Annotated in this window: 22 protein-coding genes; 7 read left to right on the top strand and 15 right to left on the bottom strand. The window is 68.8% G+C overall.

The window, feature by feature from the left end; genetic code table 11:
* Window positions 1-70 precede the first annotated feature (70 nt).
* The gene (locus tag MUN76_RS01960; RefSeq protein ID WP_244686675.1) at window positions 71-853 is read left to right on the top strand and encodes an aminotransferase class IV; all 783 of its coding nucleotides are present in this window, start codon (window positions 71-73) and stop codon (window positions 851-853) included.
* Here MUN76_RS01960 and cydC read toward each other — a convergent pair.
* From cydC to MUN76_RS01940, 4 genes are all read right to left on the bottom strand, one after another.
* Complete coding sequence (gene cydC, locus MUN76_RS01955) at window positions 836-2533, bottom strand: thiol reductant ABC exporter subunit CydC (protein ID WP_346730403.1); 1698 nt, start codon at window positions 2531-2533, stop codon at window positions 836-838. The two genes, MUN76_RS01960 and cydC, sit on opposite strands and share 18 nt — an antisense overlap.
* Window positions 2530-4188, bottom strand: coding sequence for a thiol reductant ABC exporter subunit CydD (gene cydD / locus MUN76_RS01950; protein ID WP_244686673.1), 1659 nt, complete (start codon window positions 4186-4188; stop codon window positions 2530-2532). The genes cydC and cydD overlap by 4 nt, the downstream gene beginning before the upstream one ends.
* A gap of 96 nt (window positions 4189-4284) precedes the next feature.
* A complete protein-coding gene (gene cydB / locus MUN76_RS01945; protein WP_244686671.1) occupies window positions 4285-5313 on the bottom strand; it encodes a cytochrome d ubiquinol oxidase subunit II in 1029 nt (342 codons plus the stop codon).
* A 12-nt stretch (window positions 5314-5325) separates the two neighbouring features.
* The gene (locus tag MUN76_RS01940) at window positions 5326-6780 is read right to left on the bottom strand and encodes a cytochrome ubiquinol oxidase subunit I (RefSeq protein WP_244686670.1); all 1455 of its coding nucleotides are present in this window, start codon (window positions 6778-6780) and stop codon (window positions 5326-5328) included.
* Between the two features lie 243 nt (window positions 6781-7023).
* Here MUN76_RS01940 and MUN76_RS01935 point away from each other — a divergent pair, with 243 nt between their 5' ends.
* Window positions 7024-8073: an App1 family protein phosphatidate phosphatase gene (locus MUN76_RS01935; protein ID WP_244686668.1), complete on the top strand. Its 1050-nt coding sequence runs from the start codon at window positions 7024-7026 to the stop codon at window positions 8071-8073.
* Window positions 8070-9140, top strand: a complete 1071-nt coding sequence (locus tag MUN76_RS01930; protein ID WP_244686666.1) for an FUSC family protein — start codon at window positions 8070-8072, stop codon at window positions 9138-9140. The genes MUN76_RS01935 and MUN76_RS01930 overlap by 4 nt, the downstream gene beginning before the upstream one ends.
* Window positions 9141-9206: 66 nt before the next feature.
* On the opposite strand, the gene MUN76_RS01925 is transcribed toward MUN76_RS01930, so the two are convergent.
* From MUN76_RS01925 to ftsY, 10 genes are all read right to left on the bottom strand, one after another.
* Window positions 9207-9764 carry a YceI family protein gene (locus tag MUN76_RS01925; RefSeq protein WP_244686664.1) on the bottom strand — a complete coding sequence of 186 codons (558 nt, stop codon included), beginning with the start codon at window positions 9762-9764 and terminating at the stop codon, window positions 9207-9209.
* Window positions 9765-9912: 148 nt separating this feature from the next.
* Window positions 9913-10635: a type 1 glutamine amidotransferase gene (locus tag MUN76_RS01920; RefSeq protein ID WP_256451799.1), complete on the bottom strand. Its 723-nt coding sequence runs from the start codon at window positions 10633-10635 to the stop codon at window positions 9913-9915.
* On the bottom strand, window positions 10632-11957 hold the full coding sequence (locus MUN76_RS01915; protein WP_244686662.1) for a Mur ligase family protein: 1326 nt from the start codon (window positions 11955-11957) through the stop codon (window positions 10632-10634). Before MUN76_RS01915 ends, MUN76_RS01920 begins: the two co-directional genes overlap by 4 nt.
* A 20-nt stretch (window positions 11958-11977) precedes the next feature.
* Window positions 11978-12715, bottom strand: a complete 738-nt coding sequence (gene trmD / locus MUN76_RS01910; RefSeq protein ID WP_244686661.1) for a tRNA (guanosine(37)-N1)-methyltransferase TrmD — start codon at window positions 12713-12715, stop codon at window positions 11978-11980.
* Window positions 12705-13370 carry a ribosome maturation factor RimM gene (rimM, locus tag MUN76_RS01905; protein WP_244686659.1) on the bottom strand — a complete coding sequence of 222 codons (666 nt, stop codon included), beginning with the start codon at window positions 13368-13370 and terminating at the stop codon, window positions 12705-12707. The genes trmD and rimM overlap by 11 nt, the downstream gene beginning before the upstream one ends.
* Entirely contained in the window at window positions 13370-13687 is a 318-nt protein-coding gene (locus tag MUN76_RS01900; RefSeq protein WP_244686657.1) for an RNA-binding protein, read from the bottom strand. The genes rimM and MUN76_RS01900 overlap by 1 nt, the downstream gene beginning before the upstream one ends.
* 5 nt (window positions 13688-13692) lie before the next feature.
* Window positions 13693-14112 carry a 30S ribosomal protein S16 gene (rpsP, locus tag MUN76_RS01895; RefSeq protein ID WP_244686655.1) on the bottom strand — a complete coding sequence of 140 codons (420 nt, stop codon included), beginning with the start codon at window positions 14110-14112 and terminating at the stop codon, window positions 13693-13695.
* 287 nt (window positions 14113-14399) lie between these two features.
* Entirely contained in the window at window positions 14400-15968 is a 1569-nt protein-coding gene (ffh, locus tag MUN76_RS01890) for a signal recognition particle protein (protein ID WP_244686653.1), read from the bottom strand.
* Between the two features lie 79 nt (window positions 15969-16047).
* Window positions 16048-19215 (bottom strand): tetratricopeptide repeat protein, encoded by a 3168-nt coding sequence (locus MUN76_RS01885; protein ID WP_244686651.1) that lies wholly within the window; start codon window positions 19213-19215, stop codon window positions 16048-16050.
* Window positions 19216-19243: 28 nt separating this feature from the next.
* Window positions 19244-20119 carry a signal recognition particle-docking protein FtsY gene (gene ftsY / locus MUN76_RS01880; protein WP_244686649.1) on the bottom strand — a complete coding sequence of 292 codons (876 nt, stop codon included), beginning with the start codon at window positions 20117-20119 and terminating at the stop codon, window positions 19244-19246.
* Window positions 20120-20466: 347 nt separating this feature from the next.
* On the opposite strand from ftsY, the gene MUN76_RS01875 reads away from it, so the two are divergent.
* Genes MUN76_RS01875 through MUN76_RS01860 form a run of 4 tightly spaced genes read left to right on the top strand, consistent with a single transcriptional unit; the run spans window position 20467 to window position 24462 of the window.
* On the top strand, window positions 20467-21720 hold the full coding sequence (locus tag MUN76_RS01875; RefSeq protein ID WP_244686647.1) for a branched-chain amino acid ABC transporter permease: 1254 nt from the start codon (window positions 20467-20469) through the stop codon (window positions 21718-21720).
* A 9-nt stretch (window positions 21721-21729) separates the two neighbouring features.
* Complete coding sequence (locus MUN76_RS01870) at window positions 21730-22716, top strand: branched-chain amino acid ABC transporter permease (protein WP_244686645.1); 987 nt, start codon at window positions 21730-21732, stop codon at window positions 22714-22716.
* Window positions 22709-23692, top strand: a complete 984-nt coding sequence (locus MUN76_RS01865; RefSeq protein ID WP_244686644.1) for an ABC transporter ATP-binding protein — start codon at window positions 22709-22711, stop codon at window positions 23690-23692. Before MUN76_RS01870 ends, MUN76_RS01865 begins: the two co-directional genes overlap by 8 nt.
* A complete protein-coding gene (locus tag MUN76_RS01860; protein WP_244686642.1) occupies window positions 23689-24462 on the top strand; it encodes an ABC transporter ATP-binding protein in 774 nt (257 codons plus the stop codon). The genes MUN76_RS01865 and MUN76_RS01860 overlap by 4 nt, the downstream gene beginning before the upstream one ends.
* 145 nt (window positions 24463-24607) lie before the next feature.
* Here MUN76_RS01860 and MUN76_RS01855 read toward each other — a convergent pair whose 3' ends face one another.
* Window positions 24608-25894: an ABC transporter substrate-binding protein gene (locus MUN76_RS01855; RefSeq protein WP_244686640.1), complete on the bottom strand. Its 1287-nt coding sequence runs from the start codon at window positions 25892-25894 to the stop codon at window positions 24608-24610.
* Window positions 25895-25931: the final 37 nt, after the last annotated feature.

Raw genomic sequence — 25931 nt, 5'->3', positions numbered from 1 at the left:
AGCTTCAGAACCCGTGTCCCCGGATCCCAGGACACCGACAGCCGCCTCTTCGGACCCCACATCTGGATTCGTGGCCGCGGACTCCTTCCGCGTGCGCACCCACCCGGTGACCGGCGCCGCGGAGGTACGAGGCTGGACTCGGCACCTCGCGCGCTTCCGCCGCGCCGTCACCGCCGCGACCGCGGGTTCGACCGACGCGGCCTCGGCCCCGTCAGACGCGGAGCTCGACGCGTTTCTGCGGGACGCCGCACACCGCATCGCCGCGTTCGGTCCCGGCTTTCCGCGACTCGAGGCCCGTCGCACCGCCGGTGCCCCGGAGCTCGGCCTCACGCTGCGCCCCGCACCGCCTCTCGGACGCGAACTCGCGCTGCGCACGGCACCCGGCGTCGCACTCGTCGATCCCGGGCGGAAGGGACCGAATCTGGAGCGACTGGCGGCTCTCAACCGAACGCTCGGAGCGGAGGCGCTGCTGATCGACGCGGAGGGGAACGTGCTCGAGGGCGCGACCACGAGCCTGATCTGGTGGCGGCCTGGTGATGCGCGCGGCGTGCGCGTCGCCGACCCGCAGGACGGGCCCGGTGCGCGGGTGCCTTCGGTCACCGAGTCGCTCATCACCGACGCCGCACGGCGCTCCCCGCTCGAGGACGGCTCACTTCGCGAGGCCGCCGTCTCGCCGGCGGAGTTGGGCGACGCCGAGGTCTGGGCCGTGAACGCGCTGCACGGCATCCGCGTGGTCACGACGGTCGACGGCCATCCGACGCGTGACGCGGATCAGGATCGCCTCGCCTGGTTCCGGGCGGCACTCGACCGCAGCTGGGAGCCCGTCGAGGCAACGCTACCGACGGCTCGGTAGGTGCAGCCGGGCGCTCTGGATCTCCGCGGGGAGTTCGGTGTGCGTGATCAGGATCACCGCACGATCATCGGGCACGGCGCCGAGCAGGTCGCGCAGCAGACGGTCCGCCACCTCACGATCGACGCCGGCCGTCGGTTCGTCGAGCACGACCACCGGGAAGTCCGCGAGGATCGCGCGGGCCAGTGCGATGCGCTGCGCCTGACCGCCGGAGACGAGCGCCCCCTGCTCCCCCACCCGTGTGTCGAGCCCACCGCGATCGGTGGCCCACTCCGCCAGCCCCACACGCGCGAGCACCGCGAGCAGCTCGTCGTCGCTTGCGCCCTCACGCGCGAACTTCAGGTTCTGCCGCAGATCCGCATCGAAGAGGTGCGGCGACTGCTCGCACAGCCCGACGATCGCGCGGACCTGCGGCCCCGAGAGCGTGTCGGCCTCGACACCGCGCAGTCGATAGCTGCCGCGATACGCGAGGAACCGCACGAGGGCGAGGGCAAGCGTGCTCTTGCCCGCCCCGCTCTCCCCGGTGATCACGAGCGTCTCCCCCGCGCGGAGTTCGAACGACACGTCGCGCACCGCATCTGCCGACGCTCCCGGGTGGCGGGCGGCCAGCGACGCGACCGCAACGAGGGGTGCTGCGGGATCACCGGCGACCTGCGACGGAACATCATCGACCGCGCCGGGCTCGTGCGGGATCTCCGCGGGCAATGGTGCCTCGGTGAGCGACGCCACCCGGTCCGCGCTCGATCGCACCGCGCGACGGGCGGCCAGCGCCGCGGGAATCTGAGCGCTGATCTCGAAGACGGCCGCGGGCACGACGACCGCGGCGGCGAAGAGGGCGGTGCTCAGGCTGTCGCCCACCCGGGGCATGAGGAGCCAGAGCACGGCCAGTGACGCCGCCCCCGACCCGAGCGCGAGCACGGCCCCGGTGAGTCCCGCAGCCCGGCTCCGGCGCAGCTGGGCCCGCGCGAGCCGGGATTCGCAGGCCGCGATCCGAGCGCGCTGCTCCCCGATCGCGCCGAACGCGGCCAGCACCTCGGCGGCGGCGAAGCGCTCGAGCAGAGAATCGACAAGTGCGGCGCGGGCCGCGCTCAGCTCCCGATCGCTGGCCCCCGCGATCCGCTCGGAGCACCAGACGGCCACGGCCAGCGACGCCCCGAGCAGTCCGGTCAGCACGAGCGCCGCCGGAACGGACACGAGCGCGACGAGCACGAGGCTGAGCCCCACGACGATCCCGCTGACGATCAGCGGCTGGCGCACCCGGAGCGGCTCGTCCTGCAGCTGGTCGACGTCGTCCACGAACGCGGCCAGCACCTCGCCGCGACGCTGCCCCTCGATCGCACCCGGCACGCGCGGAATGAGCGCCGTGAAGGTCTCCGCGCGGAGCGTCGCCAGCTGCGCGAGCGCCGCATCGTGGCTGAACAGACGCTCGGTGTAGCGGAAGACCGCCCGCCCGATCGCCAGTGCGCGCACCCCCACGATCGCAAACGTCAGGTGCAGGATCGGGGGCTGATCCCCCGCGCGCACGATGAGCCACATGCTGAGCGCGAGCAGCCCCACCACCGACAGATCGGCGAGCACGCCGAAACTCAGACCGGGCAGGCGGCGCCCGAGCCGCGGCATCGCTCGCGCGAGCACTGCCTCGCGGCCCGTGCCCGTCGAGTCGGCCCTCGGTGCCCCGCTCACGCGTGCACCCCCGAGGGGGTGGCGGTGAGCTCGACGACCCGGTCTGCAGACTCGAGCACAGGCCGGCGATGGCTCACGACGAGCACCCCGCGACCGCCCTCGGCCTCAGCGCGGAGGGCGCGGCACACCGCGGCCTCCGTCTCGGCGTCCAACGCGGAGGTCGGCTCGTCGAGGAGCAGCACGTCGGCGTCGCGCCGCCACGCGCGATAGAGGGCCCGCGCGATCCCGACCCGCTGAGCCTGACCCCCGGACAGTCCGGCCCCGCCGGCGCCAAGCAAGGTGCTGGGGTCGAGCTCCGGGATCGCCGCGGCGGAGAGCGCCCGTGCGACGAGCAGATCATCGGGTTCGGGATCGCCCAGCGCAACGTTCTCCGCGACCGATCCCTGCAGGAGTCCGGGCCGCTGCCCGGACCAGGCGATGTCCGCCGGACCCGAGATGCGTCCGCGCGCGGGAGCGACGAACCCGAGCACCCCGGCCAGGAGTGTGGACTTGCCCGCTCCCGAGGGCCCGGCGAGCGCAACGACCTCTCCGGGCGCGACCGAGAACGACACCGGGGACGAGACCGGCCGGCCGCTGCGGAGGATCTCGACCGCGTCGAAGCGGAGGCCCGTGCGAGCGGCGGCTGCACCCGGGTGCCCCGCGATCGGCGCGTCGAGCGGGCGCCGCTCGCGCTCGATGAGTTCGAACACCTCGGTCGAGGCGGAGAGCCCCTCGGTCGACGCGTGGAACGCGGCGCCGACCTGGCGGATCGGGATGAACACCTCGGGCAGGAGCAGCAGCACGAAGAGGCCGAGCCCGAGCGGGAACTCGCCGTTGACGAGGCGCGTGCCCACGGTCACCGCGACGAGGGCGATGGAGAAAGTACCGGCGAGATCGAGCACGAATCCCGAGAGGAAGGTGACGCGGAGCACGGTCATCGTGCGCGAGCGGTACTCCTCCGTCTCGCGGGCGATGCGCGCGGACTGGCGAGCCTCCCGGCGGAAGATCTTGAGTGTGGCGAGCCCCGTGACGACATCGAGGAACGACGCCGAGAGGTGCTGCAGCTGCGCCCACTGGCGATCCTGCACCGCCTGGGTCGCGAACCCGATCAGGATCATGAAGACCGGGATGATGGGGAACACGATGATGACCGTGATCGCGCTCACCGGGTCCGCGAGGAGGAGCACGAGGATCAGCAGGGGCGTTGCGATCGCGGTCAGGATCAACTGCGGCACGTAGCCCGAGAAGTACCCGTCGAGGGCGTCGAGGCCGCGCCCCAGCGACGTCGCGAGCTCCGCGTCCGAGCGTTCGTCCTCACGCTCAGGTGATGCCGCGTCGAGCGCGTCGAGCGCGGCCCCGCGCAGCTGGGACTTCACCCGCACCGCACCGCGTGCGGCGACCGTGTCCATGCCCCAGGCGGCCGCGGAGCGCAGGAGCAGCGCCGCACCGGCCACGAGCAGCACCCACCAGAGATCCGAGGTCGGGAACGCCCCCTCGGCCACGCGCCCGGTCGGCGCTCCGATCATGGGCAGGACCACGATCGTGATGAGCTGCGCGAGCGCCCAGCTCCACACGATGATCGCGAGCGTGCGAAGGAGACCGAGGATTCCACCCGCCGCGAACACACCGCGCGCCGCCCGCGCATAGCGCAGCAGCCTCGGGTCGAGGGGTTTCATGCCGTGTCCTGTCTCGCCTGGGAGCGGTGCCGGATCCATCGCGGGGGCCGCTGCGGCCGCTCCGCGAGTGGATCCAGCACCAAATCTACCGCAGGCTCAGTGCGCGTCGACCGGGATCGACTCCCGGGTGAGGCGCTTGCGGAAGATCCAGTACGTCCACGCTTGGTACGCGAGCACCAGCGGCAGCGTGAACACCGCGACCCAGGTCATGAGCTCCAGGGTCCGGGGCGAGCTGGCCGCACCCTCGATCGACATCGAGTACGCCGGATCGACGCTGGAGTGCATGAGGTACGGGAACATCGACATGAAGATCGCGAGCAGCGCGAAGACGATCGCCGTGGCGTTGCCCGTGAAGGCCCAGCCCTCGCGACCGACGGCGTTCGCGACCCAGGCGCCGATCAGCGACACCGCAGCGACGATCGCGCAGAGCACGATGACCCAGAGGGTCGGGCTGTCGAGGTGCTGCAGCACGGTCCAGATCAAGAAACCGGCGCCCGCCACGATCGTCACGAGGCCCACGCCCTTCGCCATCGCGCGCGCCCGGTCGCGGATGTCGCCCGCGGTCTTCAGGGAGATGAATACGAGCCCGTGCGTGAAGGTGAGGAGCAGCATCGTGAGGCCGCCCAGCAGGCCGTAGGGGTTCAGCAGCGTGAGCAGGGTGCCCTCGTAGATCCATCCCCCGTTGTCCATCGGCACGATCGGCACGCCCTGCGCGAGGTTCGCGAAGGCAACACCCCAGAGCAGCGGCGGGACGACGGAACCCCAGAAGATAAACTGGTCGAACCAGCGCGTCCAGCGCTGCCCCTTCCCGAGGTGGCGGTACTCGAACGACACCCCGCGGAGGATGAGCGCGACGAGGATCACCAGCAGCGCGAGGTAGAAGCCTGAGAACATCGTGGCGTACCACTCGGGGAAGGCCGCGAAGAGCGAAGCGCCCGCGACGATCAGCCAGGTCTCGTTGAGATCCCAGACCGGCCCGATGGTGTTGATGATGACCCGGCGGTCGGTGTTGTCGCGCCCCAGGAACGGGAGCGACATGCCGACGCCGAAGTCGAAGCCGTCGAGCACGAAGTAGCCGATGAGCAGCACGCCGACGATGAAGAACCAAATGGTGGTGAGTTCCATGTTCCTGTCCTCCTAGTAGACCGTGCCCAGCTGCTGCTGGTCGGGTTCGCCGGTCGTGTCGTCGCCCGAGGCCCGCGGGATCTCGGGTGGGCCTTCCTTCGCGGCCTTCGTGATGAGCTTGAACTCGACCACGGCGAGACCGCCGTAGACGATCGTGAAGACGATGAGGGAGATCAGCACCGCCCAGCCCGGTACACCGGGTGACACGCCGTTCTCCGTCGTCATCACACCGAATACGATCCAGGGCTGACGCCCCATCTCCGTGAAGACCCAGCCGACGAGCGAGGCGAGCATCGGGATCGGCGCGGTCCAGATCGCGACCTTCCACACCCAGCGCGGAAGCTCCGTGTTCTTGCGGGTGATCCAGAGCCCCACCGCGGAGACGAGCGCGGCGAGTGCGCCGAGGCCGATCATCCAGCGGAAGGCCCAGTACGTGACCCAGATGATGGGCGCGAACTGCCCGTCGGTGGGGCAGGTCAGGAGGCTGTCCGCACCACCGCAGTAGAGCTCCGTGTATTCCGCCTGCAGATCCCGGATGCCCTCGACGGACCCGTCGAACGTGCCGTTGGAGAGGAACGAGAGCAGGTACGGGATCCGGATCGAGAAGATCTCGTGCGCACCATCGGGGGTGCCGAGGCTGAAGACGGAGAAGGACGCGTCTGCGCCGGAGGCCGTGTCGTAGAGCGCCTCCGCCGCGGCCATCTTCATCGGCTGCGTCTCGGTCATGACCATGCCGAGCGAGTGACCGGTGAATCCGACGCCCATGAAGGCGATGATGTTCGTCCACGCGCCGAGTCGGAGCGTGGTCCGCATCTCATCGACGAACTGCCCGCGCTGCAGGTGCCAGGCGGCGACCGCGACCATCACGGTGCCGGCGAACATCGTCGCCGCGAAGATGGTGTGGGGGAACTGGGTCACCGCGACCGGGTTCGTGAGCACGGCGCCGATGTCGAGGAGTTCGGCCCGGCCGCGCTCCTCGTTGATCTCGAAGCCCACCGGGTTCTGCATGAACGCGTTCGCAGCCAGGATGAAGTAGGCGGAGGCCACGCTCCCGAGCCACACGAACCAGATGGTCAGCAGGTGGATCTTCTTCGGCAGCTTGTCCCAGCCGAAGATCCAGAGCCCGATGAAGGTCGCCTCGAAGAAGAAGGCGATGAGTCCCTCCATAGCGAGCGGCGCGCCGAAGATGTCGCCGACGAAGCGGGAGTAGTTGGACCAGTTCATGCCGAACTGGAACTCCTGCACGATGCCGGTGACGACGCCCATCGCGAAGTTGATCAGGAAGATCTTGCCGAAGAGTCGCGTCAGCCGGAGGTACTTCTCCTTGCCGGTGCGGACCCAGACGGTCTGCAGGATCGCGACGATGAGCGCCATGCCGATCGTGAGCGGCACGAAGATGAAGTGGTAGAGCGTGGTGAGCCCGAACTGCCAGCGAGCGAGAGACAGCGGGTCGAGAAATTCGTCCATAGTTGCTCCTGAACGAAGAACGCCGCGCCTCACCCGAGGAGCAGCACTCCCTTAGTGAGATCCGCCACGAGATGGTCATTCTCGCCGGAGCTATCGGTCGGCGACCGATCACCCCGATTCTAATCTCTCTGAGAGTTGGCTGCGAATCCGTCTCGACGTGAAGCTAGTTGTGCGGGCCGCCTCTGCGCGCGGCGCGCGGCACCGCACTCAGGCGCGCGGGTGAGCGCCCCGTAGACTGTGGGGGTGACTTCGCCCGACCAGCCCGATACGCGGCCTCGATTCGCGGCGCGGCTGGAGGACTGGCTGCACGGCCGTCGTGCGCGCCGAGCGATCTCGCGGGGCAAGACCCCCTCCGTGATCCCCTACATCGGGTACGGCTCGACCGAATGGGTGCGCGTGCTCGGCCGGGTGCTCTACCTGAAGCCGGAGACGCGTGAGCACACGCGGTTCCGACCCGACGTGGCCGAGGTGTCCCGAGTGCGCGGCTGGCGGACCTTCACGAGCCTCTCGGTGCCGCACCAGCCCGTGCGCGTGCTGATCGATGGCACGCCCGTGACCGAGGTGGTCGCGGATCGCGGTGGGGTGATCGACGCGAACATCCCCGTGTCCCTCGCCCCCGGCTGGCACACCGTGACGCTGCAGGCGGGCGACAGCGAAGCGGCGGACGCCCCCGTGAACATCATCGACCCGTCCGCGCGGATCGGGATCATCTCCGACGTCGACGACACGATCCTGACCACGGCGCTCCCGAAGCCGTTCGTTGCGGCCTGGAACAGTTTTGTGCTCGACGAGCACGCGCGATCCGCCACCCCCGGCATGGCCGTGATGCTCGATCACCTCGTCGCCGCCCACCCGGGCTCCCCCGTGCTGTACCTCTCCACGGGCGCCTGGAACGCCGCGCCGGCGCTCAGCCGCTTCCTCGCGCGCAACCTGTATCCGATGGGGCCGCTCCTCCTCACCGACTGGGGGCCGACGCATGACCGCTGGTTCCGCAGCGGTCGCGAGCACAAGCAGCGCGAGCTGAAGCGGCTCGCGTCCGAGTTCCCCGACGTCAGCTGGGTGCTCTTCGGCGACGATGGGCAGCACGACGAGTCGCTGTACCACGAGTTCGCCACGGCGCACCCGGAGAACGTCGCGGCCGTCGCGATCCGGCAGCTGACGGTCGGTGAGGCCGTGCTCGCCGGTGGTCGCTCGAAGGCGCGACTGCACCGGAGCACGAGCGGAGTGCCGTGGGTCTACGGCCCGGACGGCGCGCGGCTGCGAGAAGAACTGCGCAAACTGGGCCTGCTGTGAGCGGTCCGCCGACCCGGCCCTGGCGACGCGTCGAGCGTCGCCTCACGGGGCGGTTCACGGTGCCGATGCGGCCCTCGCTGCTGCAGTTGCTGAAGGGCGCGGCGTCCGCGATCCTCACCTGGTTCGTATGCCTCGCGATCTTCCCCGAGCAGCTGCCGATCTTCGGCGCCATCGCCGCGCTCATCGTGATGCAGGACAACATCGACCAGTCGCTCACCCGCGGCATCGAGCGGGTCGTGGGTGTGCTGCTAGGGGTCTCGGTGGCCCTCGGCGCCGGGGCGGTGTTCGGTCCGCAGGCGTGGCTCTTCATCGCAGCGATCATCGTCTCGATGGGCGTCGGCTGGCTCTTCCGCATGACCCCTACCTCCACGAACCAGGTCGCGATCAGCGCACTGCTCATGATTGCGCTCGGCGGCCTGCAGCTCGGCTACGGATTCGAGCGCCTCATCGAGACCGCCATCGGTGCGGCAATCGGCGTGGCGATCAACGCGCTCGTGGTCGCCCCGGTCCGCACCTCCTCGGTGCACACGGCGATCGCGGGTCTGACCGAGCAGACCGCGCTCGTGCTGCGCCGACTGGCCGACAGCCTGGCTGAAGCCCGGGATGAGGCCTGGCTCGCCGAGATGTACGCCGAGGCGCGGCAGCTGCAGACCGAGCGGACGCGGGTGCACGGTCTGCTGCGGCAGGCCCGCGAGAGCCTCCGCCTGAATCCGCGCAGCAGCCGCCACCGCCAGGGCCTCGCCGACGACGACGCGCTGTTCCAGCGCCTGCAGCCCATCGTGACGCAGGTGATCGGCATGGCGCGAGCACTCTACGATCTGTATGCCGCCGATCTCGTGACGGATCCGTCGGTGGTCGGCATGGCCGAGGAGATGCGCCGCGCCGCGCACGATCTCGAGCTGCTCGTCCACCCGGACGCCCCGGACGACCGCGCCCCCGAACCCGCAGCACTCACCGCGCCGTACACGATCCCGCGCCCGCACCCGGACCACTGGGTCCTGATCGGTTCGCTCATGGAGGATCTGCGCCGGGTGCGCGGCCGGATCACCGGGGACCTCGAGCTCTAGGCTCCGCACGCACGCAGCGGGCCCGGATCGATGGATCCGGGCCCGCTGCGTGCGTCGCGATGAGGTCTAGGCCTGGAGTGCGGCCTGGACGTCGAGCGTGATGGTGACGTCGGAGCCGAGGAGGAGGCCGCCCTTTTCGAGGGGTGCGTTCCAGCTCAGACCGAAGTCCTCGCGCTTGATCACGGTCGAGGCGGTGAAGCCCGCCTTGTAGTTGCCGTAGGCGTCCTCGCCGAAGCCGCCGAACTCGAGCGTGAAGGTGACGGGCTTCGTCACGCCGCGCAGCGTGAGATCGCCGTCGACCAGGAAGTCCCCGCCGTCCTCGCGTGCACCGGTGGAGACGAAGGTGAGCTGGGGGAACTCCTCAGCAGCGAAGAAATCGCCGGTGCGCAGGTGACCGTCGCGGTTCTTCTCGTTGGTGTTCACGGAGGCGACCTCTGCCGAAGCGGTGACGGTCGAGTCGAGCGGGTTCTCCGCGGTGACGAACGTGGCGTCGAAGTTCTCGAACTTGCCCTTGACCTTGCTGATCGCGAGGTGACGGACCGAGAAGCCCACCTCGGAGTGCGTGGGGTCGATCGTCCAGGTGCCGGTGCGGTAGCCGGGGATCTGCTCAGCGGTGATGCTCATGGTTGGCCTTTCGTCGAAGTGTGAGGTTCACAGTGGGTCAACTATTACATGCGCGTGGATATTCCCAGTGTGACGAACTTTTTCTGACGGATCCGATCAGGCCGCGGAAATGCGCGCGATGCGGGCGATATCGGGCCCCGTCAACGCGTCACCGCGGGCGCCGCTTGGCGCTGGCACGAGCGCGGGTGACGGTCTCGTTCACCTCGGCGACCGGAGTGAATTTCCCGTAGCGACGCCGCGCAGCCTCCCCGATCAGGAAGTCGCTGAGCGCGGGGTTCTTCGGCAGCAGGGACCCGTGCAGGTAGCTGCCAATGACATTGGCGGTCCGCGCCCCCTCGACGCCGTCGCGCGGATTGTTGCCGGCACCCTGCACGACCCGGCCGAGCGGCTGCGACCCGGGGCCGAGCGTCGTGTCGCCGCTGTGATTCTCGTATCCGATGATCTCCCCGAACTCGGCCGACTCGAGCACGATGTTGCCGATCATGCGGGTGTCGCCACCGCGGGTTTCGACGTCGAGCACCCCGATGCCGACCAGCTCCTCCCCCGTGTAGGTGGTGAAGCGATGACCGAAGAGCTGGTAGAGCCCGCACACCATGAGCATGGGGGTCCCGTCGGCTGCGAGATCCCGCACCTGATCGCCGCGTGCCGCGAGATCGAGCGCCACGCGCCCCTGCCCGGAATCCTGTCCGCCACCGCCGATGACGATATCCAGGTCGGCGGGCAGTGGATCACCCGGGTTGACTTCGACGACGCGCGGGGAGAAGCCCTGGGCCTCCGCGCGCCGGCTCAGCGCCAGCACGTTGCCACGATCGCCGTAGATGTTCATGTCGCGCGGGTAGAGCGAGGCGATGACGAGTTCGGGGGTGCTCACCAGATGTCCTCCACGTCGGTCAGCACGGCGAGCTCCTTGCGGAGTGCAAGCATCGCCGTGTAAGTGCAGTAGATCCGCCGCGGCCGTCCGGTGGTCGCCGACCGGAACGCCTGCAGTGCCCGCGACAGGTCCTCCTCGACCGCCGCGACGGGCACCTCGTCGTGCTCGAGCCGGAGCGCCATGTCCCAGGCTCGCGTCCCGCTCACCATGTCCACCCCGGCGGAGGCGAGGGACCCGAATTCGACGTCCCAGAGCCACGACATGTCGCGCCCATCCGCGTACTGATCGTTGATCGCGATCATCGCGGAGACCCCCTCGGGGTCGAACGAGGCGAGGCCGAGCCGGAACCCGGCGGGGTTCTTGACGAGCACCAGTTCGAGCGGCTGGCCGTCGAGCTGCAGCTGCTCGCCGCGGCCGAAGGCCGGGCGCACTTCGGCCAGCGCCTGGAGCAGATCCGGGATCGAGGCAGAGGGATGGGCCTCGGCCGTTCGGCCCGCAATCGGACCTCGCTCGAGCACCATGCGCACCGTTGAGAGCGCCGCGGCGGCGTTGAAGGTGTTGTAGAGGCCTTCGAGTTTCAACCCGGTGTGATGCGACTCGCCGTCGATCAGGAAGGTTGCCTCGTGGTCGCCGAGGCCGATGAGAGTGACGTCGGCGTCCGCGGTGACCTCGCGAACCGGGAGCGCGGCGGCGTGGAAGTCATCGTCGCTCGGGAACGTCGACAGCAGCGCATCGGACAGCCCGAACTCGCGGACCTCGGCAGTGTCGGAGAGGCGCTCCCGGGTCTGCTGTCCGATCGCCGCGACGAGCCGATCCTCCCGATTGACGATGAGCCCCTCGGTCGTGGCATCCGCGATGCGCTGCAGCAGCCGCGCCGTGGCGTCGATCTCGCCGAAGCGATCCAGTTGATCTCGCAGCACGTTCAGCAGCAGCGTGAATCGCGGGCGCACCCGGTCGATGAAGTACATCGCGTGCGCCTCATCGAGCTCGAGGACCGCCACGTCCGCGTCGAGTCGGCCGGTGACCGAGCACTCCTGAATCGCCGCTGCGACCACGCCGCGCGAGAAGTTCGACCCGGTGCGGTTCGTGAACACCCGCAGACCGCTGGCCTCGAGGATCTCGACGATCATCTTCGTGGTGGTGGTCTTGCCGTTGGTGCCGCTGACGGCGATCACCCCGTAGGGCAGTCGCCCGAGCACGCGCGCGAGGAATCCGGGATCGATGCGCTCGATCACCAGTCCGGGCAGAGCCGAACCGCCGCCGCGCAATCGCGCCACCTGCCGTACCGCTTTGCCGATGACGGCTGAGAGAACATCACGCATACACCCAGCCTACCGGCGTGCTACGGCGCCGCGTGGCGTCCGCGCCGCTCGCCGCCGAGCTCCGCCGGCAGCAGCTCCGGGCGGACCCGCCGCGTGCGCTCGATGCTCTGCTCACGGCGCCACGACTCGATGGCGGCGTGGTTTCCGCTCAGGAGCACGGGCGGCACCGCGCGATCCCGCCACTCGGCCGGTTTGGTGTAGCTCGGGTACTCGAGCAGCCCGTCCTCGTGCGACTCCTCGACCAGGCTCTCGGGATTGCCGACGACGCCGGGAATGAGCCGTGCGATCGCTTCGATCATCGCGATCGACGCGACCTCTCCCCCGTTGAGCACGTAGTCACCGATGCTGACGAGCCGCACCCGACCGCGCTCGGCGTACTCGTCGAAGACCCGCTGATCGATCCCCTCGTACCGACCGCAACCGAAGACGAGGTGGGACTCGGTGGCGAGCTCGCGCGCCATGCGCTGGGTGAACACGTCGCCCGCGGGCGAGGGGAAGATGATGAGCGGGTCGTGGTCGCTCCCGTCGGCTGCCGAAAGGATTCCGTCCAGCGCCGCGCCCCAGGGCTCGGGTTTCATGACCATGCCCGCGCCGCCGCCGGAGGGAGTGTCATCGACGGTGCGATGCTTGTCACGGGCGGAATCGCGCAGATCGTGGACCTGCACGTCGATCAGGCCCCGGGTCTTCGCCTTGCCGAGCAATGAGAGCTCGAGCGCGTCGAAGTAGCCCGGGAAGATCGTGACGACATCAATCTTCACGGGTGCCGTGCTCTCCGCGGGAAAGGTCCTCGGGGCCGTCGGCAGCGCCCGTGGACCCGTCGGTCTCGGGGATCGGGATCTCCGGCGCCTCCTCGAACAGCCCCGTGGGCGGAGTCACCCGGACCACCCCGGCCTCCATGTCCACGCTCGGCACGATGGCCTCGACGAACGGCACCATCACCTGGCCGCGATCCGTCGAGACGACGAGCAGATCCTGCGCCGGGAAGTGCTGCACCTCGGCCACGGAACCGACCTTGACGTCGTCGCGTACGACGTCGAGACCCACCAGCTGGTGGTCGTACCAGGCATTCTCCTCTTCGCCCTGCGCCACCGTTTCCTCGTCGATCCACAGGATCGCCTTCACGATCCCCTCGGCCGCCGTGCGATCGGTGATCTCCGTGAAGAAGCCGACGGGAGACGCGTTGAACCAGCGGAGCTCGCGCATCACGATCGTGCGACCGAACCACGGGGAGTCCTCGGGCACCTGCAGGTGGAAGACCGCGCCGGGGACGAATCGGAGTTCGGGGTTGTCGGTGAACAGCTCGAGTTTGATGCCGCCCTTCAAGCCGTGCGGCTTCGAGAGTCGGCCGACACGCAAACTCCCCGCCCCGCTAGCGGGACGGGGAGCCTGCGCACGCTTCGGCGCGTCGGCCATCAGGCCTCGCCCTCCGGTCGGTGCGTCGCGATGCGGTCGTCGGTGAGCCCGTCGGCGTCATCGGCATCGACCTCATCGGTGTCGACGACGTCGACGCGCACACGATCACCCACCGCGAGGGAAGACACGATCGTGCGCAGGGACTGTGCGGTGCGCCCGCCTCGACCGATCACACGGCCGAGGTCGCTCGGGTGCACCCGCACCTCGAGGATGTCACCGCGAGCGGCCTCGCGAGAGGCGACGCGCACCCGATCCGGGTGTTCGACGATTCCCTTCACGAGGTGCTCGAGCGCCTCTGCAAGTGCCTGCTCAGCCAAGAGAATTAGGCCTCGGTGGTCTCGGCAGCAGCCTCTTCGGCCGGTGCTTCTTCAGCGGGCGCGGCGGCCGGCTTCTCAGCCTTCGGGCGCAGCACGGGCTTCTTCTTGGCGTCGGCCTCGAAGACGGGCTTGGGCTCGGGTGCGAGCACCTTGGACTCGGTGTCGCCCTCGCCCGTGAACTTGGCCCAGTCGCCGGTCAGCTTCAGGATCGCTGCGACCTGCTCGGTGGGCTGCGCGCCGACCTTGAGCCAGTACTGCGCGCGCTCCGAGTCGACCTCGATGAAGGAGGGGTGCTCGGTGGGGTGGTACTTGCCGATCTCCTCGATCACACGACCGTCGCGCTTGGTGCGCGAGTCGGCGACGACGATGCGGTAGAACGGTGCGCGGATCTTGCCGAGGCGCTTCAGACGGATCTTGACAGCCATGAATGACTCCTATGTGTTGAGTACTGCAGAGAGAAACACCGCCCCGAGTCCGGAACGGAAGCATCAACGCGCCACCGGCGCGAACTCATCAATCCTGGCACACACGCGCGGGAAATGCAATTTTTGTTCCGATCAGGGATTTTATCGCCTGACACGGAACACGTCGCGCGGATCTCACCGCCCAAACGGTCCAGATCTCCCGATTCTGGCCGCTTGCAGCGCAGCGTCCGCTTGACGTGCACGCACGTCCGATCGCGCGACGCCGATGCATCGCAGCGGGAGGCTCCTTACCGGAGCCCGCGGCCCAGCATCTGCTGCAGCTTCGCCAGCTCCTCCTCGCTGGGAGCGCCGCCGGGGCCGGCAGCACCACCGCCGAGCCCGAAGCCGGAACCGGTCGCGGGGGCTGCCGCCGCAGCCGCGCCGCCCTCCTGTGCACGCTTCGCGGGATTGCCCGAGCGCTTCGCGCCCTTGCCCTTGGCGACCTGCTTCTTCTTGCCGCCGTGGCCGCCCATGCCGGGGACCGCTCCCATGCCCGGGATCTGCGGCACGCCGCCGCGCGCCACGGTCTTCATCATCTTCGCGGCCTGCTCAAAGCGCTGCACGAGCGCATTCACGTCGGTCACGGTCATGCCCGAGCCCTTGGCGATGCGCAACCGGCGCGACCCGTTCAGGATCTTCGGGTTCTGCCGCTCGTCCTTGGTCATGGACTGGATGATCGCCTCGGTGCGGACGATCTCGCGCTCGTCGAAGTTCTCGAGCTGATCCTTCATCTTGCCCATGCCCGGGAGCATGCCCATCATCTTCTTGATGGAGCCGGCGCCGCGCAGCTGCTGCATCTGGCCGAGGAAGTCGTCGAGGGTGAACTGATCCTTGGCGATCTTCTCCGCGACCTTGCGCGCCTCGTCCTCATCGAAGCTCTGCTGGGCCTGCTCGATGAGCGTGAGGATGTCGCCGAGGTCGAGGATCCGGCTGGCCATGCGGTCGGGGTGGAACGGCTCGAAGTCGCCGAGCCCCTCGCCGGTCGACGCGAACAGGATCGGGCGGCCGGTGACGCTTCGGATCGAGAGTGCGGCACCGCCGCGGGCGTCGCCGTCGAGCTTCGTCAGCACCACACCGGTGAAGTCGACACCCTGCTGGAATGCCTGCGCGGTCGTCACGGCGTCCTGACCGATCATCGCGTCGATGACGAAGAGCACCTCGTCGGGATCGATCGCCTTGCGGATGTTCGCAGCCTGCTGCATGAGCTCCGCGTCGACGCCGAGGCGACCCGCCGTGTCGACGATGACGAAGTCGTACTGCTTCGACTTCGCCTCGGCGACGCCGTTCTTCGCGACCTTCACGGGATCGCCGACCCCGTTGCCCGGCTCGGGGGCGTAGATGGCGACGCCGGCCTGCTCGGCGACCACGCCGAGCTGGGTGACGGCGTTCGGGCGCTGGAGGTCGCAGGCTACGAGCAGCGGGGTGTGTCCCTGATCCCGCAACCATTTCGCGAGCTTGCCCGCGAGTGTCGTCTTGCCGGCACCCTGCAGGCCGGCCAGCATGATGATGGTCGGCGGGTTCTTCGCGAACTCCAGCCGGCGCTGCTCGCCGCCGAGGATCGTGACGAGCTCCTCGTTCACGATCTGCACGACCTGCTGTGCAGGATTCAACGCCTTGTTGACCTCGTCGCCCAGCGCCCGCTCGCGCACGCGGCCCGTGAACTCCTTGACCACGTCGAGCGCGACGTCGGCCTCGAGCAGCGCACGCCGGATCTCCCGCACCGTGCTGTCGACGTCGGACGCCGTCAGCTTCCCCTTCGCGCGAAGGTTCTTGAAGGTGTCGGTGAGCCGCGAGGACAGATTTCCGAAAGTAGCCATAGCAGGGACAGTCTACCCGGCCCGTTCCGGTTCCGCCGCGCGGCCGGCCCGCGGTTCGACCGGGTTCACCCGAGGCGGCTCAGAGTCCGAGCTCGTTCCACAGGATCACCGCGAGCACGACGGCTCCGATGGCTCCGGCGACCCAGGCGCCGGAACGCGGCCCGGAACGCTTCGCGGCGGCCCGCTGCTTCTCCAGGGCGCGGGACACCTGCGGAGACGTCGGGCCGAACACTCGCTCCATCACCGGAATGTTCGACCGGTAGATCTGCAGCGCCTCTCGATCCCGACCGAGTGCGATCAGCGCCTCCGCGACGTCGTCCCGTGCGTCCACCGTGACGCGATGCCCGGCCCCGAGGCGCTCCTCCCCCTGCGCCACCGCGTCGGTGACCGCCGCGAGGGCCGCCTCGTGCATCGCGTTCGTCGCCAGTCTCCGACCGAGCCAGACGCGGAACAGCACGGCGCGTTCCGGGTCGGTGCCGATCGCATCCGCGACCTCGATCGCCCGCCGCTGCGGTGCCTCGAGCAGGTCGGCCCGACCGATCCGGGAGTACGAGAGGCTCAGCAGGTTGAGCGCGTCGGCCAGGGCCCAGAGGTCTTCGGGCAGCAGGCGCTCGAGCTGCGGCACGATCCGCGCGTACCCCTCGGACGCCTCCTGGTCGGCGTGCAGTGCGTGATGGCTCGCGGCGATCCCGCGCTCGGCCCGCAACCAGCGCAATCCGGCGTCGTCCGCGAACGCGTCGCGCGCGCGGGTGTACTCGACGAGCGCGTCCAGGTGCCGGCCCTGCTCCGCCAGGTGATCCGCGTACGCCAGTGCGTTCAGCCCCGAGCGATCGCCGTCTGAATCAGTGCGCGCCGCCTCCGAGAAGCCGGCCCGCACTGCAGACGCCAGTTCGCCGCGCTCCTCAGCCGGCGCCCCGAGCAGCTCGAGCGTGCGATCGAGCACCCGGATTCGGCTGAGCGTACTCGGATGCGCGGCGCCCAGCACTTCCCGGGAGAGTTCAACCGCCCGCTCCGAGGTGCGACGAGCCGCGTCGAGATCTCCGGTGGACTGGAGCGCCTGCGCCCAGTTGGCGAGTGAGCTGAGCGTCTGGGGGTCGCGTTCCCCGAGCGCCTCCGCACGGGCGCGGTGAACCTGTTCGAAGCGCCGGGCCGCCTCGCCGAAGCGTCCGAGGTGCTGCTCCTCGAGCGCACGGTTGTTCTGGGTGATGAGGGTGTCTCGGTGCGCCGGACCCAGAACAGTCGCCTGGATCTCCTGGAGCTGATCGTAGGCCGCCGCCGCGTCCGCGTCGCGGTCGAGCTTGCAGGCCGCGAGAGCCAGGTTGCCCATGATCCGCATCGCCTGCAGGCTGCGTCCCTGCCCGGCGGCCTCGAGTCGTGCGAGCGCCGGTCGGAGCACTGCCTCCGCCTCGTGCGGACGATCGCCGTTGAGATACACCGCCGCCAGATCGATCGTGTGCCCCACCGTTCCCGTCGCCTCGACGAGCGCGCGCATCTCCACTGCTGCCTCGTCGAAACGATCGAGGTCCTGCAGCGCGAGCGCCCGGGCGTTCCGGAGGTCCCACAGCACGGCCTCGTCCACACCCTCCGCCCGCGCGTCCTCGATCCCGCGCGCTAGGGCCGCCTCGGCGTCGCTCGGGCGGCCCACGCGGCGCAAAGCGGCGCCGACGGCCTGCACCGAGCGGGCGACGCGCGTGGGCAGGTCGGCCGGAGCGCCCGGTTGGTCGGCACGCGCCCGTTCGAGCACCAGCACCCGCTCGTACTCGGCGAGGGCGGCCTCGGCGTGTTCGGCGGCGAAGAGCTCGCGGGCCAGCGTGTCGCGGGCGTGGATCTCGACGCCCCTCCCGGGGCGCCCGAACGCCGCGAGGTCGGTAACGCAGTCGCGCAGGGTCGACAGGCGCGGCTCCGAGCCCTCGTCGAACCACTCGGCCTCCGCCTGCCAGGCGAGCCGCAGCTCCTCGAGGAAGCGCTCCAGGTGCTCCGGATCAGCCGGGGTCGCGCCGTGCAGATCGCTGCAGTGCTGCCCGAGCTGCTCCCGCCACTCCCGCGCGAGCTCCGGGCCCCGCCGGATCGCCTGCGGAACGCTCCCGTCCGGGAGCTCGCTGAGCGTGCGCAGGAGTCGCTGCTCCGTGCGACGGGCGTGGATCGCCGCGTCGCTGAACGCACCGAGCTCGGCCGTGGCGTCGATCACGAGGGACCGGGCCTCGACCAGCACGGGCCGGGGATCCCGATCGGGATCCCGCATCGCCGCCCAGGTTCCGCGCTCGATCTCGACCATCACGTCGCGGGTGCGGAACACCTCGGGGCTGTCCGGCCCGTAGCGGGCCGTCTCGTACACGAGGATCTGTTCGGCGAGTTCGAGCGGATCGTCCACAGCACCAGTGTCCCCCGGGTCGTCGCGCCGCTGCCGGAGCAACTGCACACGGAACCGCAGGGCCGCGATCGTCTCCGCGTCGTCCTCACCCAGCAGCCGCCCGAGCGCGGGAATCAATTGCGCGAGCTCACGGTCCGCGCGCGCGATGTCACCCGACCAGGTGAGGGTCCGGACGAGCCACCACCAGGCGGTCAGCGTCTCACCGTGGTCGAGTCCATATATGTGTCGTCGTCCGGCGGTGATCCGCTCCCACAGCAGTGCCGAGTCGGCATCGAGATCGAGGCGGGACAGCTCGGTCGCCTGATCGGCCAGGGCCGCCAGGTGCTCGGGCCCGCCCTCGGCGATCGAGGCGGCCCGAGCGACGAGCAGCTCGAAGCCCTCCAGGCCCGCCGCGCCGTGCACGCGCACCATCCACTGCGCGCGCCGCGCGAGCAACCAGAGGGTTCGCCGGTGCACGGGCCCGAGCTCGACCTCGGACGTCGCGACGAGCCCGTCGAGGACGGACAGCGCCGCCCGCTCTTCCGGTCCCGACGCGCCGATGAGCGCGGCGAGGGCGCGCGCGTACAACTCCTCCTCGAGCAGGCCGGAGTCGGACGCGGCCCCGTCGCGGAGATCCGACAGCAGTTCGGCGAGCATGCCGTACATCTCCCGGGAGGACGCGCGGTCGCCGAGCTCGTCGAGCCCGTAGGCGAGGGCGCGCAGCGCGGACCGGTGCGCCGAGCTCCCCTCCCCGTCCTCGGCCACGACCACAGGGATCAGCGCGGGCAGGTCCGCCACGGCCTCGGCGATGCGCGCCGGGTCTCCGCTCTCGACCGCCGCCCAGGCACCCCGCAAGTCGGAGTCGGGGTCGAGGGGATCGCCCGGGTCCGGTGCCATGTCGCCGCTGCGCGTTCTGCCGACCGGCTCAGCCCACGAGCTGCTGCGCGAAGACGTGCGGGGTGAAGCCGGTGAGGTCGGCGATCCCCTCGCCCTGACCGATGAGTTTGATCGGCAGTCCGGTCTTCTCCTGGACCGAGAGCACGAACCCGCCCTTCGCCGAGCCATCGAGTTTGGTCAGCACGAGCCCGGTGACCCCCGCGTGTTCGATGAAGGCTTCGGCCTGCGCCAACCCGTTCTGGCCGGTCGTCGCATCGAGCACGAGCAGCACCTCGGACACCGGTGCCTGCTTTTCGACGACGCGCCGGATCTTGCCGAGCTCGTCCATGAGGCCGCCCTTGGTCTGCAGCCGGCCGGCGGTATCGATGATCGCGACCTCGTAGGACTCTGCAATGGCGCGCTGCACGGTCTGGAAGGCGACGGACGCGGGATCCTGACCCTGCTGCTGCGGCCGCACGATGTCGACCCCGGCTCGATCGGTCCAGGTCGTGAGCTGCTCGACCGCCGCGGCGCGGAAGGTGTCTGCGGCGCCCACGATGATCCGCTTGTCGAAGGTCTTCAGGTAGTTCGCGAACTTGCCGATCGTGGTGGTCTTGCCGACGCCGTTCACTCCGACGACGAGGATGACCGCGGGTCGCTCGGTGAGCTGCAGCGTCGGATCGTACGCGGCCAGTCGCTCCTCGATCGCGTCGCGAAGCATGCGTTTCATCTCCTTGACCTCGGTCACCCGGTGCCGCCCGACCTCCTCGCGCAAGCGGTTGAGGATCGACTCCGTGACGTCCGGGCCGAAGTCCGCCGTGATGAGGGCGGTCTCGAGATCGTCCCAGGTGTCATCGGTGATCTGCTCGGGTCCGGTGAAGATCCCGCGGAACACGTTCGAAATCGACCACGATCGTTCTGCCATACCGACAAGACTAGCGTCGCGCTCTCGCCTACGCCGACGCGACGGAACGTCCAATCGGGAACCGCATAGATCGGACCCGCATGTTTTATCTCGACAACAATCTGGGATGACAGGCAGAAATGGCCACCGGGGTGCCGAGAGTCGGTATATATTTGGGCGACGCTGCAGTCCTGGGGAGGACGGCAGTGCGTGTCATGCAATGCGTTACGACCAATGGAGGTCCGGTGAACCCCACCATTCGAAGCAGGAGAGGGCCCACACGCGGCTTGATACTCCTACTGCTTTCCACGTTCCTGGCCGTGTTAGGCGTCTCGAGTCTCGCCGCTCCGGCGTTCGCCGCGGATTGCGTGCCTGACGCATCGACCGCCTGTGTTCAGGGCGTCGTCAAGGCGAGCACCGGAGACCCCGCGCCCGGTGTCGACGTCACGCTCTCCGGGGGTGGCGGCGACGAGACCGCAACCACGGATGACGCCGGTCGCTGGGCGTTCCCCGTCACGGAGGCCGGCGACTACACCGTGACCATCGACGAGGCGACGCTCCCGGAGGGCCAGTTCCTCAAGAGCGTCGGCACTCGCGACGTCGTGGTCGAGCTGAACAGCCAGGCCAGCGCACTGTTCCCGCTGACCGATGATCCGAACGCCGCCGACGCCGCGGCGGCGGCGGAGAAGCCGGATACCGATGACGCCGCGAGCGCACCGGCGAAGGAGTCGGCGAACTCGTTCTCGTGGCCCCGGTTCTGGCAGCAGTTCGTGTCGGGCATCCGCATGGGCCTGCTCATCGCCCTCGCCTCCCTCGGGCTCTCGTTGATCTTCGGCACCACGGGGCTCAGCAACTTCGCGCAGGGTGAGATGGTGACCATGGGCGGCCTGCTCGCCGCCGTCTTCATGGGGCTGACCGGCAACCTCTGGATGGCCGGCCTCCTGGCGGTGGTGGCCTCGGCCGGATTCGGCTGGGCGCAGGACAAGGTGCTGTGGAAACCGCTCAGGAAACGACGGCTCAGTCTCATGCAGATGATGATCGTCTCCATCGGTCTCTCGATCACCCTGCAGTACACCTTCCAATTCCTGTTCGGCTCGGGCGTGATCCGAATCGACAAGAGCACCGCGGAGACGATCACGATCGCGGGCGTCACCCTCACGACCCAGTCCTACGTCGCGATGGGCATCTCGCTGCTCGCGATCATCGCGGTCGGGCTCGGACTGATGTACACGCGCTTCGGCCGCGCCACCCGAGCGATCTCCGACAACCCGGCGCTGGCCCGGGCCTCGGGCATCGACGTCGACCGGGTGATCAACATCGTCTGGGTCGTGGGCGGCGGACTCGCCGGCCTCGCGGGCGTCTTCTTCGGCCTGGTCTTCAACGGACTCAACTGGTTCACCGGTGGCACCATGCTGCTGCTCTTCTTCGCAGCGGTCACGCTGGGTGGACTGGGCACCGCGTTCGGCGCCTTCGTGGGCTCCATGATCATCGGCATGATGGTCGAGCTCACGAACATCTGGCTCCCGGGCGACCTGAAGTACGCGACGGCGCTGCTTCTCCTCATCCTGATCCTGCTGATCCGTCCGCAGGGCATCTTCGGTCGCAAAGAGCGAATCGGCTAGGGGCATCACATGGATTTCTGGACTGGACTCCTGCAGAGCATCCTGCAGACCGCGCTCTCTCCGACCACGGCGGCCTTCGTGCTCGCCGCGATCGGCCTCAACGTGCACTTCGGCTTCACCGGCCTCATGAACATGGGGCAGGCGGGCTTCATGCTCGTCGGCGCCTACGGCTTCGGCGTCTCGGTGGTGATGGGGCTCGGCTTCTGGCCGGCGCTGCTCGTCGCGATCCTGGCCGCCGTGCTGTTCGGCCTGATCCTCGGCATCCCCACCCTCAAGCTCCGCGGCGACTACCTGGCGATCGTCACGATCTCCGCCGCGGAGATCATCCGCATGGTCGTGAAACTCGCGGCGCTGCAGGACATCACCGGCGGGCCGACCGGGATCCCGGGGCAGAAGTACCGGCACGTCTTCACCGAGCTCTCGCCGCTCCCCGAGGGCAAGACCACGATCCTCGGCCTCACCTACGCGAACACGGGAGTCGACGACTGGTGGACCCGCATCGTGGCCTGGGGCCTCGTCGCCCTCTTCATCCTGATCACCTGGGCACTCATCCGGAGCCCCTGGGGTCGGGTCCTGAAGGGCATTCGCGAGGACGAGGACGCCGTGCGCAGCCTCGGCAAGAGCTCGTACGCCTACAAGATGCAGGCGCTCGTCCTCGGTGGCGTGATGGGCGCATTCGGCGGGATCGTCATGGCGCTCCCCGCCGCGATGCAGCCGGACTCGATGGGTCGTCCGACCACCTTCAACATCTGGATGATCATGCTTCTCGGCGGTGCGGCGACGATCTTCGGGCCGCTCCTCGGCAGCCTGCTGTTCTTCATCGTGCGCCTGATCCTGACGAGCTTCGCGGGCGAGTTCATCCCGGACTCGATCCTGAACGCGCAGCAGACGGAGCAGCTCGCCTGGGTGCTGATCGGCATCTCACTCATCCTGCTGGTGGTCTTCAGACCGCAAGGCATACTCGGCAATAAAAAGGAGCTGTCGTTCAATGTCTGATCACACAGCGCCGACCCATCCGTCGGCAGATCCGAACTATCCGTACGACCGCGCCGCGCTCCGTGCCGAGCTCGCCACTCTCGAGCAGGTGCCGGGCGTCGCGAAGCCGGACCCGATCCTCTCGGTCGATCGCATCGAGCGCCAGTTCGGCGGCCTCAAGGCCGTCGACGTCGAGCACCTCGAGGTGCAGCGCGGAGCGATCACCGCGCTCATCGGCCCGAACGGCGCCGGCAAGACGACGTTCTTCAACCTCATCACGGGATTCGACCGCCCGTCGAACGGCAAGCGCCTCATCGGGGGCGGCGACGCTTCTTGGACCTTCAACGGCCGCGTGCTCAACCGCACCGGTGCATCGCAAGTGGCGCGCACCGGGATGGTCCGCACGTTCCAGCTCACGAAGGCGCTCTCGCGCATGACGGTGCTCGAGAACATGCTCATCGGGGCGAACAATCAACCGGGCGAGAACCTGTTCGTCGGTCTGTTCAAGCCGCTCTGGGCGAAGCGCGAGCAGGAGAACATCGCGCGTGCCGAGGAACTGCTCACCCGCTTCAAGCTGGACGCCAAGAAGGACGACATGGCGGGCGACCTCTCCGGCGGGCAGAAGAAGCTCCTCGAAATGGCCCGAGCGCTGATGTCGAACCCCTCGATGATCATGCTCGACGAGCCGATGGCGGGCGTGAACCCCGCACTCACGCAGAGTCTGCTCGATCACATCCAGGCGCTCCGCGACGAAGGCACGACCGTGCTCTTCGTCGAGCACGACATGCACATGGTGCGCCACATCTCCGACTGGGTGGTCGTGATGGCGCAGGGCTCGATCATCGCCGAGGGCGAGCCCGAGGATGTCATGGCGAGCGAGGCCGTGGTCGACGCCTACCTCGGCGCCCATCACGACCGTGACCTCGGTGACGACGATGTACTCACCACCGGCGTGATCCGCGCCATCGCCGCAGAGGTCGAGGAGGAAGTCCGATGAACGCTGACGCACCACGGCTGGTGGTCAAGGCCGACAATCTGACGGCCGGCTACCTGCCCGGGATCAATATCCTCAACGGCTGCACGCTCGAAGCCTACGCCGGTGAGCTCATCGGCATCATCGGGCCGAACGGCGCGGGCAAGTCGACCCTCTTGAAGGCGCTGTTCGGACTCGTCGACATCCGCGACGGTGCTGTCACCCTCGACGGTGAGGACATCACCAACGCCTCGACGAACAAGCTCGTGCGCAAGGGCATCGGGTTCGTGCCGCAGACGAACAACGTGTTCCCCTCGCTCAGCATCGAGGAGAACCTGCAGATGGGCCTCTTCCTGAAGCCCAAGGAGTTCGCGTCGCGCGCGGCCGACATGTGGGAACTCTTCCCCATGCTCGCCGATCGCCGCAAGCAGCGGGCCGGATCGCTATCGGGTGGTGAGCGCCAGTCCGTTGCGATGGCGCGTGCGCTCATGATGAATCCGAAGGTGCTGCTGCTCGACGAGCCGAGCGCCGGCCTCTCCCCCGTCCGTCAGGACGAGACCTTCATCCGTACCCGGCAGATCAACAAGACGGGCGTCACGATCATCATGGTCGAGCAGAACGCCCGGCGCTGCCTGCAGATCTGCGATCGGGCATACGTGCTGGATCAGGGCCGGAACTCCTACGAGGGTCCGGGTCGCGAGCTGGCGAACGATCCAAAGGTGATCGAGCTCTACCTCGGCACCCTCGCGACCGACGTGGAGGCGAAAGCCTCGGCCGACCACCCCGCGCCGTAGCGGTCACAGCAGAGCCCCCTGGGTCACGGATGCTCCGTGACCCAGGGGGCTCTGTCGCGCGGGAACCGTTGAATCTGGACATCGGACCCCGCAAACGCAGAAGCGCCCCGGCCGTTCGGCCGGGGCGCTTCGCTTCGAGCGGGACCTACTCGGTCTGCCCCTCGACGGCCTTCTGGAAGACCGGGATGTTGGTGTTGTCGTACTTGTAGATGCCGATGAAGGCCGACGACGGATCGTTGTTGTCGTTCAGCGGGCCGGTGCCAGCCTTGCCGACGTACTGGATGTCCTTGCCGTCTTCGATCAGCTTGGCGCAGTCACCGAAGGAGCTGCACTCCTCGCCACCGTCGGAGCCGGAGACCGCGTGCAGGTTCTCCTGGATGGCTGCCGAGTCGGTCGCGCCGGCCTTGGTCGCCGCGAGCGCCACCAGCGTCACGAGGTCGTACGCCTCGGGCGCGTAGGTAAAGCTGTCGAGCTCGCCGTCGAACTCAGCCGCGTAGATGTCCTGCAGCTGGGTCTTGAACTCATCGTTGGACTGCGCGCCCGGGATCGACCCCTGTGCACCCTCGAGCGTGCCGGGCTCGAAATCGGCGTCGTAACCGTTCGCATTGCCGTCGACGAGATAGAAGGTCGAGGTGTCGACGCCCTGGTTGACCGCTTCGGGGACGATCTGCTTGAACTGATCGTAGGTCACGACGACGATGGCCTCGGCACCGGAATCCTTTGCCGCGGTCACCTCCGACGCGAACGAGGTCTGCTCGACCGGGAACTCGTTGCCGTCCCCCTTGCCGCCGTAGACGACCTCGGCGCCGCCGGCCTCGACGGTCTCCTGGATCACGTCGCGCAGACCGAGACCGTAGGGGTCGTTGAACGTCAGGAACGCGACGGAGGTGACGCCGTCGGCGAGGATCTGGTTGCCGAGCGCGTCGCCCTGGACCGTGTCCGGCGGAGCGGTGCGGAAGTAGTTCGGGCTGATGCCGCTGAGGTCTGCGGAGGTGTTCGACGGCGAGCCCATGAGGATGCCGGCCTCGGCGATCTTGTCGACCACGTGCTGGCTGCGGCCGGAGCCCATGGCGCCGAGCACGAACTGCGCGCCGCTAGCGATGACGTCGTCGGCACCCTTCTCGACCACGGTGAGGTCGCTGGCGTCGCCCTCGTTGGCGTTCGCGACGATCTCGACGGGCTGGCCGAGAACGCCACCGGCGTCGTTGATGTCGGCCAGGGCCTGAGCGATGCCGGCCTGCACCGGGGGCATCAGAAACCCGAGGGAGCCCGTCTGCGGGAGCAGCGTGGCGATCTTGAGCGCATCGCCGCTCGCCTCGGATGATCCGCCTGCCGGCTCCGACTCGCTGCTGGTGGAGCAGCCTGAGAGCACCAGTGCTGCAGTCGCAACGAGCGCGAACGCACCCGCGGCCTTTCTTGAGTGAACCTTCATTGGTACACCTTTCTCAGATGAGTGAGGACACCTCGTA

Source organism: Leucobacter rhizosphaerae (genome assembly GCF_022919175.1).
In the GTDB taxonomy this organism is placed as follows: domain Bacteria; phylum Actinomycetota; class Actinomycetes; order Actinomycetales; family Microbacteriaceae; genus Leucobacter; species Leucobacter rhizosphaerae.
The sequence above is the reverse complement of the archived record's forward strand: the minus strand, read 5'-3'. Positions and strand labels throughout refer to the sequence as shown.

What these genes read in the sequence shown, in the direction of transcription:
- cydD (WP_244686673.1), bottom strand. Translation starts at nt 4,188, where the DNA reads ATGAAACCCCTCGACCCGAGGCTGCTGCGCTATGCGCGGGCGGCGCGC.
- cydB (WP_244686671.1), bottom strand. Translation starts at nt 5,313, where the DNA reads ATGGAACTCACCACCATTTGGTTCTTCATCGTCGGCGTGCTGCTCATC.
- MUN76_RS01940 (WP_244686670.1), bottom strand. Translation starts at nt 6,780, where the DNA reads ATGGACGAATTTCTCGACCCGCTGTCTCTCGCTCGCTGGCAGTTCGGG.
- MUN76_RS01925 (WP_244686664.1), bottom strand. Translation starts at nt 9,764, where the DNA reads ATGAGCATCACCGCTGAGCAGATCCCCGGCTACCGCACCGGCACCTGG.
- MUN76_RS01915 (WP_244686662.1), bottom strand. Translation starts at nt 11,957, where the DNA reads ATGCGTGATGTTCTCTCAGCCGTCATCGGCAAAGCGGTACGGCAGGTG.
- rimM (WP_244686659.1), bottom strand. Translation starts at nt 13,370, where the DNA reads ATGGCCGACGCGCCGAAGCGTGCGCAGGCTCCCCGTCCCGCTAGCGGG.
- rpsP (WP_244686655.1), bottom strand. Translation starts at nt 14,112, where the DNA reads ATGGCTGTCAAGATCCGTCTGAAGCGCCTCGGCAAGATCCGCGCACCG.
- ffh (WP_244686653.1), bottom strand. Translation starts at nt 15,968, where the DNA reads ATGGCTACTTTCGGAAATCTGTCCTCGCGGCTCACCGACACCTTCAAG.
- MUN76_RS01885 (WP_244686651.1), bottom strand. Translation starts at nt 19,215, where the DNA reads ATGGCACCGGACCCGGGCGATCCCCTCGACCCCGACTCCGACTTGCGG.
- ftsY (WP_244686649.1), bottom strand. Translation starts at nt 20,119, where the DNA reads ATGGCAGAACGATCGTGGTCGATTTCGAACGTGTTCCGCGGGATCTTC.
- MUN76_RS01870 (WP_244686645.1), top strand. Translation starts at nt 21,730, where the DNA reads ATGGATTTCTGGACTGGACTCCTGCAGAGCATCCTGCAGACCGCGCTC.
- MUN76_RS01865 (WP_244686644.1), top strand. Translation starts at nt 22,709, where the DNA reads ATGTCTGATCACACAGCGCCGACCCATCCGTCGGCAGATCCGAACTAT.
- MUN76_RS01860 (WP_244686642.1), top strand. Translation starts at nt 23,689, where the DNA reads ATGAACGCTGACGCACCACGGCTGGTGGTCAAGGCCGACAATCTGACG.
- MUN76_RS01855 (WP_244686640.1), bottom strand. Translation starts at nt 25,894, where the DNA reads ATGAAGGTTCACTCAAGAAAGGCCGCGGGTGCGTTCGCGCTCGTTGCG.